Source organism: Nonomuraea thailandensis (assembly GCF_024172165.1).
GTDB lineage: Bacteria > Actinomycetota > Actinomycetes > Streptosporangiales > Streptosporangiaceae > Nonomuraea > Nonomuraea thailandensis.
The window spans coordinates 8986329-9000294 of sequence record NZ_JAMZEB010000002.1; the positions used below are offsets into that span (position 1 = coordinate 8986329).

The 13966-nt window shown below is 74.0% G+C and carries 13 protein-coding genes; 9 read left to right on the forward strand and 4 right to left on the reverse strand.

What is annotated here, in order from left to right:
- The first annotated feature begins 40 nt into the window (after nucleotides 1-40).
- Nucleotides 41-1471 carry a glycoside hydrolase family 3 protein gene (locus tag HD597_RS45035; RefSeq protein WP_253752422.1) on the forward strand — a complete coding sequence of 477 codons (1431 nt, stop codon included), beginning with the start codon at nucleotides 41-43 and terminating at the stop codon, nucleotides 1469-1471.
- Nucleotides 1468-2328, forward strand: a complete 861-nt coding sequence (locus HD597_RS45040) for a MurR/RpiR family transcriptional regulator (protein ID WP_253752425.1) — start codon at nucleotides 1468-1470, stop codon at nucleotides 2326-2328. The genes HD597_RS45035 and HD597_RS45040 overlap by 4 nt, the downstream gene beginning before the upstream one ends.
- 13 nt (nucleotides 2329-2341) lie before the next feature.
- Here the strand turns inward: HD597_RS45040 and HD597_RS45045 are convergent, their stop codons facing one another.
- Nucleotides 2342-3112, reverse strand: coding sequence for an IclR family transcriptional regulator domain-containing protein (locus HD597_RS45045; protein ID WP_253752429.1), 771 nt, complete (start codon nucleotides 3110-3112; stop codon nucleotides 2342-2344).
- A 102-nt stretch (nucleotides 3113-3214) separates the two neighbouring features.
- Between HD597_RS45045 and HD597_RS45050 the strand changes: the two genes are divergently transcribed.
- Genes HD597_RS45050 through HD597_RS45080 form a run of 7 tightly spaced genes read left to right on the forward strand, consistent with a single transcriptional unit; the run spans nucleotide 3215 to nucleotide 11244 of the window.
- Nucleotides 3215-4153: an ABC transporter substrate-binding protein gene (locus HD597_RS45050; RefSeq protein WP_253752432.1), complete on the forward strand. Its 939-nt coding sequence runs from the start codon at nucleotides 3215-3217 to the stop codon at nucleotides 4151-4153.
- A complete protein-coding gene (locus HD597_RS45055; RefSeq protein WP_372513554.1) occupies nucleotides 4150-4938 on the forward strand; it encodes an ABC transporter permease in 789 nt (262 codons plus the stop codon). Before HD597_RS45050 ends, HD597_RS45055 begins: the two co-directional genes overlap by 4 nt.
- A complete protein-coding gene (locus tag HD597_RS45060) occupies nucleotides 4935-5684 on the forward strand; it encodes an ABC transporter permease (RefSeq protein WP_308210827.1) in 750 nt (249 codons plus the stop codon). The genes HD597_RS45055 and HD597_RS45060 overlap by 4 nt, the downstream gene beginning before the upstream one ends.
- A complete protein-coding gene (locus tag HD597_RS45065) occupies nucleotides 5677-6456 on the forward strand; it encodes an ABC transporter ATP-binding protein (RefSeq protein WP_253752435.1) in 780 nt (259 codons plus the stop codon). The genes HD597_RS45060 and HD597_RS45065 overlap by 8 nt, the downstream gene beginning before the upstream one ends.
- The gene (locus tag HD597_RS45070) at nucleotides 6443-8020 is read left to right on the forward strand and encodes a thiamine pyrophosphate-dependent enzyme (protein WP_253752438.1); all 1578 of its coding nucleotides are present in this window, start codon (nucleotides 6443-6445) and stop codon (nucleotides 8018-8020) included. The genes HD597_RS45065 and HD597_RS45070 overlap by 14 nt, the downstream gene beginning before the upstream one ends.
- A 19-nt stretch (nucleotides 8021-8039) precedes the next feature.
- On the forward strand, nucleotides 8040-9500 hold the full coding sequence (locus HD597_RS45075; protein WP_253752442.1) for a benzaldehyde dehydrogenase: 1461 nt from the start codon (nucleotides 8040-8042) through the stop codon (nucleotides 9498-9500).
- Nucleotides 9501-9522: 22 nt separating this feature from the next.
- Nucleotides 9523-11244 (forward strand): ABC transporter substrate-binding protein, encoded by a 1722-nt coding sequence (locus tag HD597_RS45080; RefSeq protein ID WP_253752444.1) that lies wholly within the window; start codon nucleotides 9523-9525, stop codon nucleotides 11242-11244.
- Here the strand turns inward: HD597_RS45080 and HD597_RS45085 are convergent.
- The 3 genes from HD597_RS45085 to HD597_RS45095 are packed head-to-tail and all read right to left on the reverse strand — an operon-like array spanning nucleotide 11176 to nucleotide 13959.
- A complete protein-coding gene (locus tag HD597_RS45085) occupies nucleotides 11176-12009 on the reverse strand; it encodes an SDR family NAD(P)-dependent oxidoreductase (RefSeq protein WP_253752446.1) in 834 nt (277 codons plus the stop codon). The genes HD597_RS45080 and HD597_RS45085 overlap by 69 nt on opposite strands.
- Nucleotides 12009-12836, reverse strand: a complete 828-nt coding sequence (locus tag HD597_RS45090) for a polysaccharide deacetylase family protein (protein ID WP_253752449.1) — start codon at nucleotides 12834-12836, stop codon at nucleotides 12009-12011. Before HD597_RS45090 ends, HD597_RS45085 begins: the two co-directional genes overlap by 1 nt.
- On the reverse strand, nucleotides 12829-13959 hold the full coding sequence (locus HD597_RS45095) for a C45 family autoproteolytic acyltransferase/hydrolase (protein WP_253752452.1): 1131 nt from the start codon (nucleotides 13957-13959) through the stop codon (nucleotides 12829-12831). Before HD597_RS45095 ends, HD597_RS45090 begins: the two co-directional genes overlap by 8 nt.
- Between the last annotated feature and the right edge of the window lie 7 nt (nucleotides 13960-13966).

Here is a 13966-nt window from a genome sequence, read left to right on the forward strand (position 1 = left end):
AAAATTACCTTCAGATCAACAACTGTGAAGGAAAATGCCGATGAGCGGTGACCTGTACAGACTGGCGATGACGGTGCTGCATCCGGGGTTCGAGGGGACCTCCGCCCCCGACTGGCTGCGCCGCGCGCTGGGAGAGGGTCTCGGCGGTGTGGTGCTGTTCGCCCGCAACGTCGTCAACGCGCGGCTCGTCCGGCAACTGCGCGCCGAGCACCCCGGCACCGTGATCGCCATCGACGAGGAGGGCGGCACGGTCACCCGGCTGGAGGTCATGGCCGGCAGCTCCTTCCCCGGCAACCGGGCGCTGGGCGTGGTGGACGACGTGGCGCTCACCGAGCAGGTGGGCCGCCAGATCGGCAGGATGCTCGCGGATCTCGACATCACACTCGACTACGCGCCCTCCGCCGACGTGAACGCCAACCCCGCCAACCCCGTCATCGGCGTGCGCTCGTTCGGCCCCGAGCCGGAGCTGGTCGCCCGCCACACCGTCGCGTACGTGCGCGGGGTGCAGGGCGCGGGCGTGGCGGCCTGCGCCAAGCACTTCCCCGGCCACGGCGACACGGTCACCGACTCCCACCTGGCGCTGCCCACCGTGCACGCCTCGCGCGAGGTGCTGGCCGAGCGCGACCTGCCGCCGTTCCGGGCCGCGATCGGCGCCGGGGTGCGCTCGATCATGTCCGGCCACCTGCTCGTGCCCGCGCTCGATCCGTCGATGCCGGCGACGCTCAGCCGTACCGTCCTGACCGAACTCCTCAGGGGCGAGCTCGGGTTCGACGGGATGCTCGTCACCGACGCGATCGAGATGCGGGCGGTGGCCGCCATGTTCGGCCCCGGCGAGATCGCGGTGCACGCGCTCGCCGCCGGCGTGGACGCCATCTGCGTCGGCCTGACCACCGAGGACGGGCTGCGCGAGCTGCGCGACGCGATCGTGGCAGCCGTCCGCGACGGCCGGCTGCCCGAGGAGCGGCTGGCGGAGGCGGCAGGCCGGGTGCGCGCGCTGTCAGGCTGGTACGCCGGCCAGGCAGAGGCGAGGGCGCTGGCGCACGACGACCTCGACGAGGGCGTCGGCCTGCGGGCCGCCCGCAGGGCGCTCACCACGTCCGGGACCGCCGGGCTCGACCGCGGGCCGCTGGTCGTCGAGATCAACACGCGGCTCAACCAGGCCGTGGACCCCGCCACCCGGACCGGCGTCACGGCCGCGCTGACCTCCCTGCTGCCGAACACCGACAGCGTGCGGCTCGGCCCCGACGGGGAGCTGCCCGAATTCGGCGACCGGCCCGTCGTGCTGGTGGTGCACGACGCCGCCCGGCACCCCTGGGTGCGCGACACCGTGGCCAAGGCCCTCGCGGTCCGGCCCGACGCGATCATCGTGGACACCGGCGTGCCGGCCCCGCCCCCGGGCGCCACCCACGTCGCCACCCACGGCATCTCCCGCGTGTCCGCGCTGGCCGCGGCGGAATGGCTGCTCGCGTGAGCGCCGAGCCCGCGAACCCGGTCGCGGCCGTACGCGCCGTGCTGCCCTCGCTGACTCCGGCGGCGCAGTCCATCGCGCGGCTCATCCTGGACGATCCCGGGCTGGTCGTGCGCAGCACGATCACCGAGTTCAGCGCGGTGTCGAAGACGAGCGAGGCGACGGTCGTGCGCACGGCGCGGGCGCTCGGGTTCTCCGGGTACTCGCAGCTCCGCTTCGCGCTCGCGGCGGCCGTGGCCAAGGAGCCCGAGCGGCTGGTGCCCGGCGACCTAGGGCCCGACGACCCGCTGACGGACGTGATCGCCAAGGTGGCGCGGGCCGAGTCGGAGGCGCTGGCCGACACGGCCGCGCAGCTCGACCCCGACCAGCTCGGGGACGTCGTGTCCGCGATCTCGGCGGCGCGGCGGGTGGACGTGTACGGGGTCGCCGCGTCGGGGCTGGTGGCGGCCGACATGTCGCAGAAGCTGCTGCGGATCGGGCTGTCGAGCCATCCGTTCAGCGACGCCCACCTGGCGCTGACCAGCGCGGCGCTGCTGAAGGCCGGGGACGTGGCGGTGGCGATCAGCTGCACCGGGGAGACGCCCGACGTGCTGGTGCCGGCGCGTACGGCGGCGGAGGCGGGGGCGGTGGTCGTGGGGATCACGAACAACCCGCGGTCGTCGCTGGCCGAGCTGGCGGATCACACGCTGGTGTCGGCGGGACGCGAGACCGCCTTCCGGCCGGGCGCGCTGGCCAGCCGGATCAGCCAGTTGCTGATCGTGGACTGCATCTTCGTGGGGCTGGCACAGCGACGCTACGACACGGCGGACGCGGCCATCCGCGCCACACGCCTGGCCACGGACCGCTATCGCAACCGGTGACCTCCCGGGTGGCTCAGGCGCGGGCGGGTGACAGGGAGGCGAGGTCGGCCTCGATCCTGGTGGCCGTGGCCAGCAGCGGCGGAAGCAGGTCGCGCTCGGCGGCCTGCAGGCTCGTACGGGTGGCGTGCGTCGAGACGTTGACCGCCGCCACCGTCCGCCCCGTCCGGTCGCGGATCGGCGCGGCGATCGAGCGCAGCCCCTCCTCCAGCTCCTGGTCCACCATCGCCCACCCGCGCGCCCGCACCTCGTCCAGCTCGGCCCGCAACGCGGCCGGCAGCACGATCGTGCGGGAGGTGAGCCGCCGCAGGCAGGCCCCCGCCAGGTAGGCCTCCAGCGCCTCCGGCGGCAGCGCCGCCAGCAGCACCCGCCCCATCGACGTGCAGTACGCCGGGAACCGGGTGCCGATGCTGATGCTCACCCGCATGATCCGCGCCGTGGCCACCCGTGCCACGTACACCACGTCCTCCCCGTCCAGCACCGCCACCGAGGCCGACTCGCGCACCTCGGCGGCCAGCCGTTCGAGGTGCGGATCGGCCACCTCGGGCAGCGACAGGGCCGACAGGTAGGCGTACCCCAGCTCCAGCACCCTGGGCGTGAGCGCGAACAGCCGCCCGTCGTTGCGCACGTACCCGAGCTCGGTGAGCGTGATGAGGAAGCGCCTGGCCGCCGCCCTGCTGAGCCCGGTGGCGCGGGCCACCTGGCTGAGCGTCTGCTCGGGCTCGGCGGCGCTGAACGCCCGGATCACCGCGAGCCCGCGGGCCAGCGACTGCACATGATCCACCATGGTGATCCCCTTGACAGGAGCCGACAAAGGCGTAGCTTCCGCGATACGGGGTTGTTCGATCTGAGAATACATGTGCGCATAGCGAACAACTAGGAGCCAGCCGTGCGTCGCGCTCTCGTGATCCTCGCCGCTCTTCTCGTGACCGCCTGCGGCGGCGCCCAGCCCGCCACGCCCGGCCAGGGCTCGGGCCCGACCAAGGTCAACGCCGGGGTGATCGCCATCGTCGACACCGCGCCGATCCACCTCGGCAAGGCCAAGGGCTTCTTCACCGAGCAGCGGATCGACCTGACCATCACCCCGGTGCAGGGCGGCGCGGCGGCCGTCTCCGGCGCGGTGAGCGGCCAGTTCCAGTTCGCCTTCGCCAACACCACCTCGCTGCTGACCGCCAAGCAGCAGGGGCTGGACGTGAAGGTGGTCGCCAACGGCGTCTCCTCGACCGGCGAGCAGGGCAAGGACTTCAGCGCGGTGCTGGTCAAGCCCGACAGCCCGATCAAGGCGGCCAAGGACCTGGCGGGCAGGAAGATCTCCGTCAACCAGCTCAAGAACATCGGCGACACGACCGTGCGCGCCTCCGTCCGCAACGCCGGCGGCGATCCGTCCGGCATCGAGTTCGTCGAGCTGCCCTTCCCCGACGCGCCCGCCGCGCTGCAGAGCGGCCGGGTGGACGCCATCTGGGTGGTCGAGCCGTTCGTCAGCCAGGCCATCAGCCAGGGCGCCCGCCCCGTGGCCTGGAACTTCGCCGACGCCGCCCCCGACCTGACCGTGGCCATGTACTTCACCACCGGCAGGACCGACGCCGACCTGACCCGGCGGTTCACGGCGGCGATCCGCAAGTCGCTGGAGTACGCCGACGCGCATCCGGACGAGGTGCGCGAGGTGCTGAAGACGTACACGAAGATCGCACCCGAGGTGATCGCCAAGATCTACCTGCCGAAGTGGCCGGCCGAGGTGAACAAGGCGTCCGTGCAGACCATCGCCGACCTGGCGGTGGCGGACGGGGTGCTCAAGGAGAAGGTCGACGTGTCGGCGCTGGTGCCGTGATCCGACGCGACGGGCTGCTCCCCCGGCTGGGGTACGGCGCCGCCGGGCTCGGCGGCCTGCTGCTCCTGATGGAGGCCGTGCCCCGGCTCGGCCTGGTGGACGAGCGGTTCCTGCCGCCCGCCTCCGAGATCCTCGCCACGCTGGCCGCGCAGCTCGGCACGGCGGAGCTGTGGATCGCGCTGGGTGAGACCCTGCGCGGCTGGGCGATCGGCCTGGCCCTGGCGTTCTGCGCCGCGGTCGTGGCCGGGGTGGTCATCGGGATCGTGCCGGGGCTGCGCGCGCTGACGAGCTCGACCGTCGAGTTCCTGCGGCCCATCCCGTCGGTGGCGCTGGTGCCGCTGGCCACGCTGCTGTTCGGGCCGTCGCTGGGCTCGACGCTGTTGCTGGTCGTCTACGCGTCGTTCTGGCAGGTGCTCATCCAGGTCCTGTACGGCGTGGCGGCCGTCGACTCCGTGGCCTTCGACACAGCCAGGTCGTACCGGCTGTCGGCCTGGTCGCGGGTCAGGCACCTGGTGTGGCCGACGGCGCTGCCGTACGTGATGACCGGGCTGCGGCTGGCGGCGGCGGTCGCGTTCATCCTGGCGGTGACGGCGGAGCTGGTCATCGGCAGCCCCGGGCTGGGCGCGGAGATCCAGGTGGCGCAGAGCAGCGGCGCGGTGCCCTCCGTGTACGCGCTGATCGTGCTGGCCGGGCTGGTCGGCATCGCGGTGAACGCCGCCGTGCGGCTGCTGGAGCGCAGGGTGCTGGCCTGGCATCCGGCCGTGCGCTCGGAGGTGGCGGCGTGAAGGCGATCAGGCTGCTGGCCCTGCCCGCGCTGCTGGTGCTGCTCTGGTGGGCGGTCAGCGGGAGCTCGTTCTACCTGCCGAGCCCGGCGGCCGTGGGGCGGGCGTTCGCCGAGACCTGGTTCTCCGAGCGGCTCGTGGACGACGTGCTGCCCAGCACCGGCCGGTTGCTGGCGGGTTACGCGCTGGCCGGGCTGCTCGGCGTGGGGCTGGGCGTGCCGATCGGGCTGTCGCGGCGGCTGCGCGCGACGCTGGAGCCGGTCCTGGAGTTCTTCAGGGCCGTCCCGCCGCCCGTGCTGGTCCCGCTGATCATGCTGCTGGCCGGCATCGACACCCCGATGAAGGTGCTGGTCATCGTCTCGGGCTGCCTGTGGCCGATCCTGCTCAACACCGTCGAGGGCGTTCGGGCGCTGGACGAGGTGCTCGCCGACACCTGCCGCATGTACGGCGTCAGGGGCGCGTCCCGGGTGCGGCGGTTCGTGCTGCGCGGCGCGAGCCCGCAGATCATGACCGGGCTGCGGCAGGCGCTGTCCATCGGGATCATCCTCATGGTCATCAGCGAGATGTTCGCCAGCTCCAGCGGGCTGGGGTTCACGATCGTGCTGTTCCAGCGGCAGTTCCAGATCGCCGAGATGTGGAGCGGGATCCTGCTGCTCGGCCTGCTCGGGCTCGGGCTGTCGCTGCTCTTCCGCCGCGTGGAGCGGTGGGTGCTGGCCTGGTACTACGGCAGTGGAGCCGCCCGTGCTTGAGATCCACGACCTGCGCAAGGTGTATGAGAGCCCGGGCCGCCGGGTCGAGGCCATCGGCTCGATCACGCTGAGCGTCGGCGCCGGCGAGCTGGTCTGCGTCGTCGGCCCGTCGGGGTGCGGCAAGACCACGCTGCTGCGCTGCGTGGCCGGGCTGCTGCCGGTCAGCGGCGGCGAGGTCCGGGTGGACGGCAGGCGCGTGACCGGCCCGCCGCCGTCCATGGCCGTGGTGTTCCAGGAGTACGGCCGCAGCCTGTTCCCCTGGATGACCGTGCGCCAGAACGTGGAGCTGCCGCTGAAGGAGAAGCGGCTGCCCGCCGACCGGCGGCGGGACCTGGTGGCCGGCTCCCTGCGCGCGGTCGGGCTCTCCGACGCCGCCGACGCGCACCCCTGGCAGCTCTCCGGCGGCATGCAACAGCGGGTCGCGATCGCCCGCGCGGTGGCGTACGAGCCGCAGGTACTGCTGATGGACGAGCCGTTCGCCGCCGTGGACGCCCAGACCAGGGCGGACCTGGAGGACCTGATCCTGCGGCTGTGGCGGAGCTTCGAGATCACCACGCTCTTCGTCACCCACGACATCGACGAGGCCGTCTACCTCGGCCGGCGGGTCGTGGTGCTGTCCTCCTCGCCGACCACGGTCATGGAGGACCTCAAGATCGACCTGCCCGCCGAGCGCGACCAGCTCACGACGCGGTCGCTGCCCCGCTTCGGGGAGCTGCGCGGACACGTCTACCGGCAGATCCAGCGAGCGAGGGGGCACAGTGAGGACCGTTAGGGACGCCGTCTTCGACATCCTGCGGCGCCACGAGCTGACCACGATCTTCGCCAACCCCGGCTCGACCGAGGTGCCGCTGCTCGCCGGGCTGCCCGACGACCTGCGGTTCGTGCTAGCCCTGCACGAGGGCTCGGTGGTCGGCATGGCGACCGGCTGGGCGATCGGGCGCGAGGCTCCCGCGCTGGCCCTCCTGCACAGCGTGGCCGGGCTGGGCAACGCCGTCAGCGCCATCGCCACCGCCAGGGAGAACCGGGTGCCGCTGGTGATCCTCGTCGGCCAGCAGGACCGGCGGCACCTGGCGCTGGAGCCGTTCCTGGCCGGGCGGCTGGCCGGGCTGGCCGGCGACTACCCGGTGCGCGCCGACCAGCCGGTGCGGCCGCAGGACGTGCCGGGCGCCGTGGCCAGGGCCGTCCACGAGGCGACCACGTCCAGGGGGCCCGCGCTGGTCGTGGTGCCGATGGACGACTGGCAGGCGCCCTTCGACGGCGAGACCGTGGCGGCTCCGGCGCGGCTGCTGCGCCCGGCCGCCGTGGCGGACTCCGATCTCGCGCCGCTCGTGGAGCTGCTGGCCGGGGCGCGCAGGCCGGCGATCGTGTCGGGCGCGGGCGTGGGGCCGGGGTGGTTCGCGCTCGTGGCGCTGGCCGAGCGGCTGGGGTGCCCGGTGTACCAGGAGTCGTTCGGCGGGCGGGCCGGGTTCCCGCAGGACCATCCGCAGTACGGCGGGGTGCTGCCCGGCGGGCGGAGCGGGCTGCGGGAGCGGCTGCGGCCCCACGACGTGGTGCTGGCGGTGGGGGCGCCGGTGTTCCGGCAGTACTCCTACGAGCCGGGTGCGCTGGTCGAGCCCGGCACGACGATCGCGCTGGTGACGGACGACCCCGCGGTGGCGCATCGCAGCCCGGCCGACCTGGCCTACCTCGCCTCCCCCGAGGCCGTCTGCGCGCGCCTGGCCGCGCTCCTGCCCGCTCCCGGGCGCGGCGGAGCGTGGTCGCGCGTGTCCGGCCACGAGCCGTACGCGGGCGGGCCGCTGCTGCACACGGACGTGCTGCGGGAGCTGGCCGCGCGGCTCCCGCACGACGTCGCGCTCATCGAGGAGGCGCCTTCCGCGCGTCCCGACCTGCACGCGATGGTGCCGGCCAGGACCTCGTTCGGCTTCATCTCGGCGGCCAACGGCGGGCTCGGGTTCGGCCTGCCCGCCGCGGTGGGCCTGCGGATGGCGCTGCCCGGCCGGCCCGTCGTCGCCGTCGTGGGCGACGGCTCGGCGCTGTACGGCGTGCAGGCCCTCTGGAGCGCGGCCCACTACCGGGTGGGCGCGCTGTTCGTGGTGCTCGCCAACGGCCGGTACGCGGTCATGGACGGGCTGGCCGACAGGCACGGCGGCGGCAAGGGCCCGTGGCCGCCGTTCGACGAGGTGGACATGGGCGCCCTGGCCAGGTCGCTCGGCTGCCCCGCGCAACGGATCGAGACGTACGCCGACCTGACCGGTGCCCTTGACGAGGTGCTGCCCACGCTCGCCGCGCGCGAGACTCCCCTGCTGCTCGACGTGGTCGTGAGCGTGGCTCCGTAGGTTCCTGAGGAGGCTGACCATGACGTTCCTGGACCCCAAGATCTGGACCGGATCGCTCTTCGACGGCGGCTGGACGGCCTCGCGGGCCGGTGACGCCCCCGTCGTCGAGCCCGCCACGGGCGGCGAGCTCGGCCGCGCGGGCACCGCCGGCGCGGCCGACGTGGCCGCCGCCGCCGTCCGCGCCCGGCGGGAGCAGCCGGCCTGGGCCGCGACCCCGTACGAGGAGCGGGCCGCGCTGCTGCGGCGGGCCGGGCGGCTGTTCGAGGAGCACGCGCAGGAGATCCAGGACTGGATCGTGCGCGAGTCGGGCGGCGTGCCGGGGAAGGCCGGGTTCGAGACGCACGTGGCGGCGCAGGAGTGCTACGAGGCTGCGGCGCTGGCCTCGCAGCCGCTCGGCGAGGTGCTGCCGACGGCGCGCAAGCGGCTCAGCTTCGCCCGGCGGGTGCCGGTCGGCGTGGTGGGCGTGATCGCGCCGTTCAACTTCCCGCTCATCCTCGGCATCAGGTCCGTCGCCCCGGCGCTGGCGCTGGGCAACGCGGTGGTGTTCAAGCCGGACCAGCGCACCGCCGTCTGCGGCGGCTACGCCATCGCCCGCGTCTTCGAGGAGGCCGGGCTGCCCGGCGGCCTGCTGCACGTGCTGCCCGGCGGCCCCGAAGCCGGCCAGGCGCTGGTGGCCGACCCGAACATCCCCGTGATCTCCTTCACCGGCTCGTCGGCCGCGGGGCGCAAGGTCGGAGAGCTGGCCGCGCGCTCGCTCAAGCGGGTGCACCTGGAGCTGGGAGGCAACTCGGCGCTGGTCGTCCTCGACGACGCCGACCTCGACCCCGCCGCGTCGGCGGGCGCCTGGGCCTCGTTCTTCCACCAGGGGCAGATCTGCATGACCTCGGGCCGGCACCTCGTGCACGCGGCCGTGGCCGAGGAGTACGTCTCGCGCCTGGCCGCCAGGGCCAACGCCCTGCCGGTCGGCGACCCGGCCACCGGGCAGGTCGCGCTCGGGCCGCTCATCGACGCGGGGCAGCGGGACCGGGTGCACCGGCTGGTCACGGAGAGCGTGTCGGCCGGGGCCAGGCTGGCGTGCGGAGGGACGTACGAGGGGCTGTTCTACCGGCCCACGGTGCTGGCGGAGGTGCCGGTCGGCGCGCCGGCGTACGCGGAGGAGGTGTTCGGGCCCGTGGCGCCCGTGACGACGTTCTCCACGCTGGAGGAGGCCGCGGCGCTGGCCGCCGACTCGCCCTACGGGCTGTCGCTGGGCGTACTCACGCGGGACGTGATGAAGGGCCTGGCCCTGGCGGACCTGGTGCCGACGGGCATCGTGCACATCAACGACCAGACCGTGGACGACGAGGCCGTGGCCCCGTTCGGCGGGATGGGCGCGTCGGGGACGGGGGCGCGGTTCGGCGGGACCGGGGCCAACGCCGGCGCCTTCACCGAGACGCAGTGGGTCACCATGCAGGGGGACATCGCCCGGTACCCGTTCTGAGCACACCCGGTATCGTCGCTGAATGGGGAAACGTCTGGAAGCCGAGCCTCCGTTCAGGGCCAGGCTCACGGTGGACGGCGGCCGGCGCGTGCTCACCGGCGCCGGCGCGTTCTTCGCGAGCAACCAGGCCCTCGTGGACCACGCCCGGCGGGCCGGCGGCGCGGGCACGCTGCGCTACTACTGGCGGGGCGCCGACCGCCACCTCTACCGGGTGACCGTCGAGGGCCACGACACCGAACGCGGGCCGGTGACCGGGCTGGAGGCGCAGCGGTGCGAGGCGCCGTGGGGGCTGACGCAGCGCGAGCACGAGGTGCTGACGTGCGTGGCCGTCGGCATGACGAACCCGGAGACGGCCGCGCGGGTGGGCTGCGGGGCCCGTACCGTGGCCACGCACGTGGAGAACGTGCTGGCCAAGCTGGGCGCGCCGACGCGGGCGGCGGCCGCGGCGCTGGCCATGGCCGAGGAGGCGCTGCTCGCCCCGTTCGCCGAGCCCGGCGGCCGGGGTCCGGAGGCTTCCGCCCGGCGCGCGGTCGCCCCGCAGGGGGCGGCGCGGCGGCGGCCGATCCGGCTGGGGGCGATCTACCCGCTGGACGGGCCGCGCCGGTTCGACGCGCTGGCCATGCGGCGCGGAGCGGCCATCGCGGTGGAGGAGCTGAACGCCAGGGGCGGCGTGGCCGGACGGCGCGTGGACCACCTGGCCATCGAGGTGTCCGGCGACACCGACGCCGAGCTGCTGGCGGCCGTGGACTACCTGCGCTCGCACGACGTGGACGCCATCACGCTGGGCAACGTCAGCCCGCGCCACCACCTCGACGCGATCATGCGGGCCGCCGAGTACCGGGCGCCGCTCATGCACTCCATGGTCACGCCGTCGATCGCCGAACACGTTCACGACAATCCGGGCGTGCTCGGGCAGACGTTCCAGGTGTGCGCGACAGAGACCGCCTACATGTCCGGATTTATCAGGACGTTGGATCTGCTGGCGACGTCCGGCCAGTGGCGCCCCGGCAACCGGCGCGTGATGGCGGTGGTGCGGGCCGACGGGTACGACACCGGGCAGGCGCACGGCCTCGACGAGCTGGCCTGCGCCCGCGGCTGGGAGCTGACCGGCGTGGTGCCGGTCCCCGACACGGGCGTGCCCTGGGCCTCGGTCGTGGCGGCCCTCACAGCGGGCGACCCCGCCGCCGTGCTGGTCTGCACGTACGTCGAGGACGAGCTGCGGCTGTTCCTGCGCGAGCTGCGCGCCACCGGCTCCCGCTCGCTCGTCTACACGGTCTGGACGCCCACGATCCCCCGCTTCGAGGAGCGCATGGACGGCCTGGCGGAGGGCCTGCTGTGGGCCACCGTCATCGGGACGTACGGCGACCCGGTGAGCGCCAGGTTCATGCAGCGCTACCGGCGGGCGTTCGGTGACGAGCCCGGCAGCGGCAGCGCGGCCATCCACTACGACATGATCCACCTGCTGGCCGGGGCCTGGGCCTCGGTGGGACGGCCGTGGGACTTCGGCGCGACGGTGCGCTCGCTGCGGGAGACCGTGCACCGGGGCGCCGCCGGGCCGTACTACTTCGGCGGGCGCGGGCAGCGGGCGCTCGCCTACCCCGACGACACGTTCGACGCCTCGCTCGCCCACGCACACCTCGTCCACCAGGTGCAGGACGGCACGAGCCGGGTCATCTCACCCGTCGAGCTGGCTCGGCACCGCTTCCGGCCGCTGTTCGCCCAGCCAGGAGGGCATGGCGGGTGAGCCGAGCCCGGCGCCGCCGTCGGCCGCCAGCACGTGGCCGTTGACCCAGGCGGAGTCGGGCGAGCAGAGCCACAGCAGGCTGGGCACGATGTCGCCGGGTGTGGCCGCCCTGCCCGCGGGGCTCGCCGCCCGCACGGCCTCGACGTACGCGGCGGGGACGGGGTTCAGCGGCGAGCCGACGTCCACGAAGCCGGGCGCGACCGCGTTGACGCGCACGCCCAGCGGGCCGAGCTCCAGCGCCAGCCCCCTGGTCACCGCCTCCAGTGCCGCCTTCGAGGCCGCGTAGACGGTGGTGCCGGGGCGTGGGCGCAGGGCGCCGCCCGTGCTGGTGAACACGACGGTGGCGGGGCGGCGGTGCCGTACGCACAGCTCGGCCAGCGCCGTCGCGGCCATCAGCGCCGAGCGCGTGTTGACCGCCATCACCGTGTCGAACAGCTCCTCGGTCGTCTCCAGCACGCGGCGCGCCGGGAACAGGCCGGCCACGTGCAGGAGCGCGTCCAGCGGCCCGAACGACTCCCACGCCCGCGTCACCGCGGCCCGCGCCGCGCCCGGCTCCGCCAGGTCCGCCACCACGTCCACCCGCACACGGGATCGCGGCGAGCCCGCCGTCCCCGCCGCGTCCGCGCGTGCAGCCGTCCCCGCCTCGCCCGCCTCCGCCTGGGCACGCGGCGAGTCCACGGTCACGACCTCGTGGCCCGCCGCTGACAGCGCGGCACAGGCGGCCGAGCCGATCCCGCCGCTCGCGCCCATGACCAGCGCCCGCATCAGGCCGCCCGGAACGCCCGCGCCACGTCCACGCAGGTGCGGAAGTCCAGCGGCCGCTGCAGGCAGGCGTCGAGGAAACGTTCGAGCCCCAGCATGCGGTGCCCGCGCCCGATGACCTGCGGGTGGAAGGTCAGCACGCACACCCCGCCCGGCACGTCCCGCACCATGTAGTCGACGTCGTCGAGGAAGTTGCGGAACACCGCCGCCGGCTCCCGCAGGCCCGGCAGGACGGCGCTGTCGAGCCGGAGATACTCGAACTGCGGATAGTCGTCCAGCGTCCACGAAACCGGCAGCTCGACCAGCGTGGTCGGCTCGCCGAACCGGTAGGGCCCGTCGGGGTCGGCCACGTCGCCGCGCCTGGCGTAGTAGGGGGTGTAGTCGGTGCCCATGAGGCTGGAGTCGTACTCGCAGCCGACCTCCAGCAGCACGTCCACGGTCGAGGGGGTGAAGTCCCAGCTCGGCGTGCGGTTGCCGGCGGGCTCGTACCCGGTGACCTTGACGATCGACTCGCGCGCCCGCACGGCCGCCGCCAGCTCGCCGGCCCGGTCGAGCTTGGAGACCGGCTCGTGCGCGTACCCGTGCAGCGCGATCTCGTGCCCCGCCTCCGCGATCGCGGCGCACTCGGCGGGATAGGTGTCCACGGTGTGCCCCGGGATGAAGAACGTGGCGGTGATGCCGCGCTCCCGCAACATCTTCAGGATCCGCGGCACCGCGTGCGCCCCGAACTCGCCCCGCGACACCGGCCCCGGCGAGGTCATGCCCCGCGCGAGCCAGAGCGAGATCGCGTCGAAGTCGAAGGTGAGGCAGATCGTCGAACGGTCAGGCATGGTCCTCCTCGATGGGGAAGCAGATCTCGGGTCCGGCGCCGGGGGTGAACAGGTCGTCCAGCCGCCACCTCTCGTACGGGCGCTCGCAGGGCGGGTGCTCGGCGATGTACAGCTCGCGGGCGTCCAGGTCCATCACCACGGAGTAGACGGACGCGATCTCCTCGCCCTTGCCGACGTCGGGGTCCACGTGGCGGCAGATGCCGTCGGGGTAGGAGTAGTGGTCGCGCAGGGCCGCGACGACGTCCTTCAGCTCCAGGGTCCTGGCCGCGGCGGCGTCCTCCAGCAGGTGCCTGGCCCTGGCGGGCCGCAGCAGGGTCAGCGCCGAGGTGGCGGCCTTCCTGTCCACCAGCGGCAGCGGGGCCTGGAAGTGGTTGGAGTGCGTGATCAGGCCGTCCTGCGGGAGCAGCGTGCCGAAGACGCCCGGCGCCACCTCCAGGTCGATCGCCTCGCCGCCGGCGTCGGCGATGAGCAGGTTGCCGGAGGAGATGCGCACCACGTCGAGTGCCTTGCGGTGCGCCTGGCTCATCGTCCGCGACTGCAGGACGCCGCGCAGCAGGTAGTGGTACGGCACCCCGGCGCCGCCGGTGTCGCGGTCGGAGACCAGGAGGTTCGCGCAGACGCCCAGGCCCGCCGAGTTGAGCCCCGACTTGGCGAGCATGCCGGCCTCGGCCAGCGTGAGCACCGTGAAGCCCGCGGTGTCCCTGGTCGCCAGCAGGAACGTGACAGGGCCCTGCTCGGGGTGCCAGTCCCAGTTCTGGGCGAGCAGGGTGTGGCCCTGCCTGGTGTGCTTGGGGAGCACGGCCACCGAGGTGCAGCCCTCGTCGCGGTAGCCGGTGCCGTACAACATCTCGGTGCGGGCGTTCAGGGCGGTGATGTGCTCGATGGGCTGGCCGGCGCCGGCCGCCAGGCCCTCCAGCATGGCGGCGACGCGGGCGTCGTACCGCCTGGCCACGTCGAGGTAGACGGCGCCCCAGCGCGACACGTCCGCCGCGGACAGGCCCGCGTCGTCGCGAAAGCGCCGCAGGTAGGTCTGCACGCTCCGCTCGACCAGCTCGCTCGTGCGGCGGCCCAGCTCGGCCCCCATCTCCTCGTACGTGCCCTCGACCGCGATCAGCTTCGTCATGATGATC

Coding starts and splice junctions, on each gene's coding strand:
- HD597_RS45035 (WP_253752422.1), top strand. CDS start 41: ATGAGCGGTGACCTGTACAGACTGGCGATGACGGTGCTGCATCCGGGG.
- HD597_RS45045 (WP_253752429.1), bottom strand. CDS start 3,112: ATGGTGGATCATGTGCAGTCGCTGGCCCGCGGGCTCGCGGTGATCCGG.
- HD597_RS45075 (WP_253752442.1), top strand. CDS start 8,040: ATGACGTTCCTGGACCCCAAGATCTGGACCGGATCGCTCTTCGACGGC.
- HD597_RS45080 (WP_253752444.1), top strand. CDS start 9,523: ATGGGGAAACGTCTGGAAGCCGAGCCTCCGTTCAGGGCCAGGCTCACG.
- HD597_RS45085 (WP_253752446.1), bottom strand. CDS start 12,009: ATGCGGGCGCTGGTCATGGGCGCGAGCGGCGGGATCGGCTCGGCCGCC.
- HD597_RS45090 (WP_253752449.1), bottom strand. CDS start 12,836: ATGCCTGACCGTTCGACGATCTGCCTCACCTTCGACTTCGACGCGATC.
- HD597_RS45095 (WP_253752452.1), bottom strand. CDS start 13,959: ATGACGAAGCTGATCGCGGTCGAGGGCACGTACGAGGAGATGGGGGCC.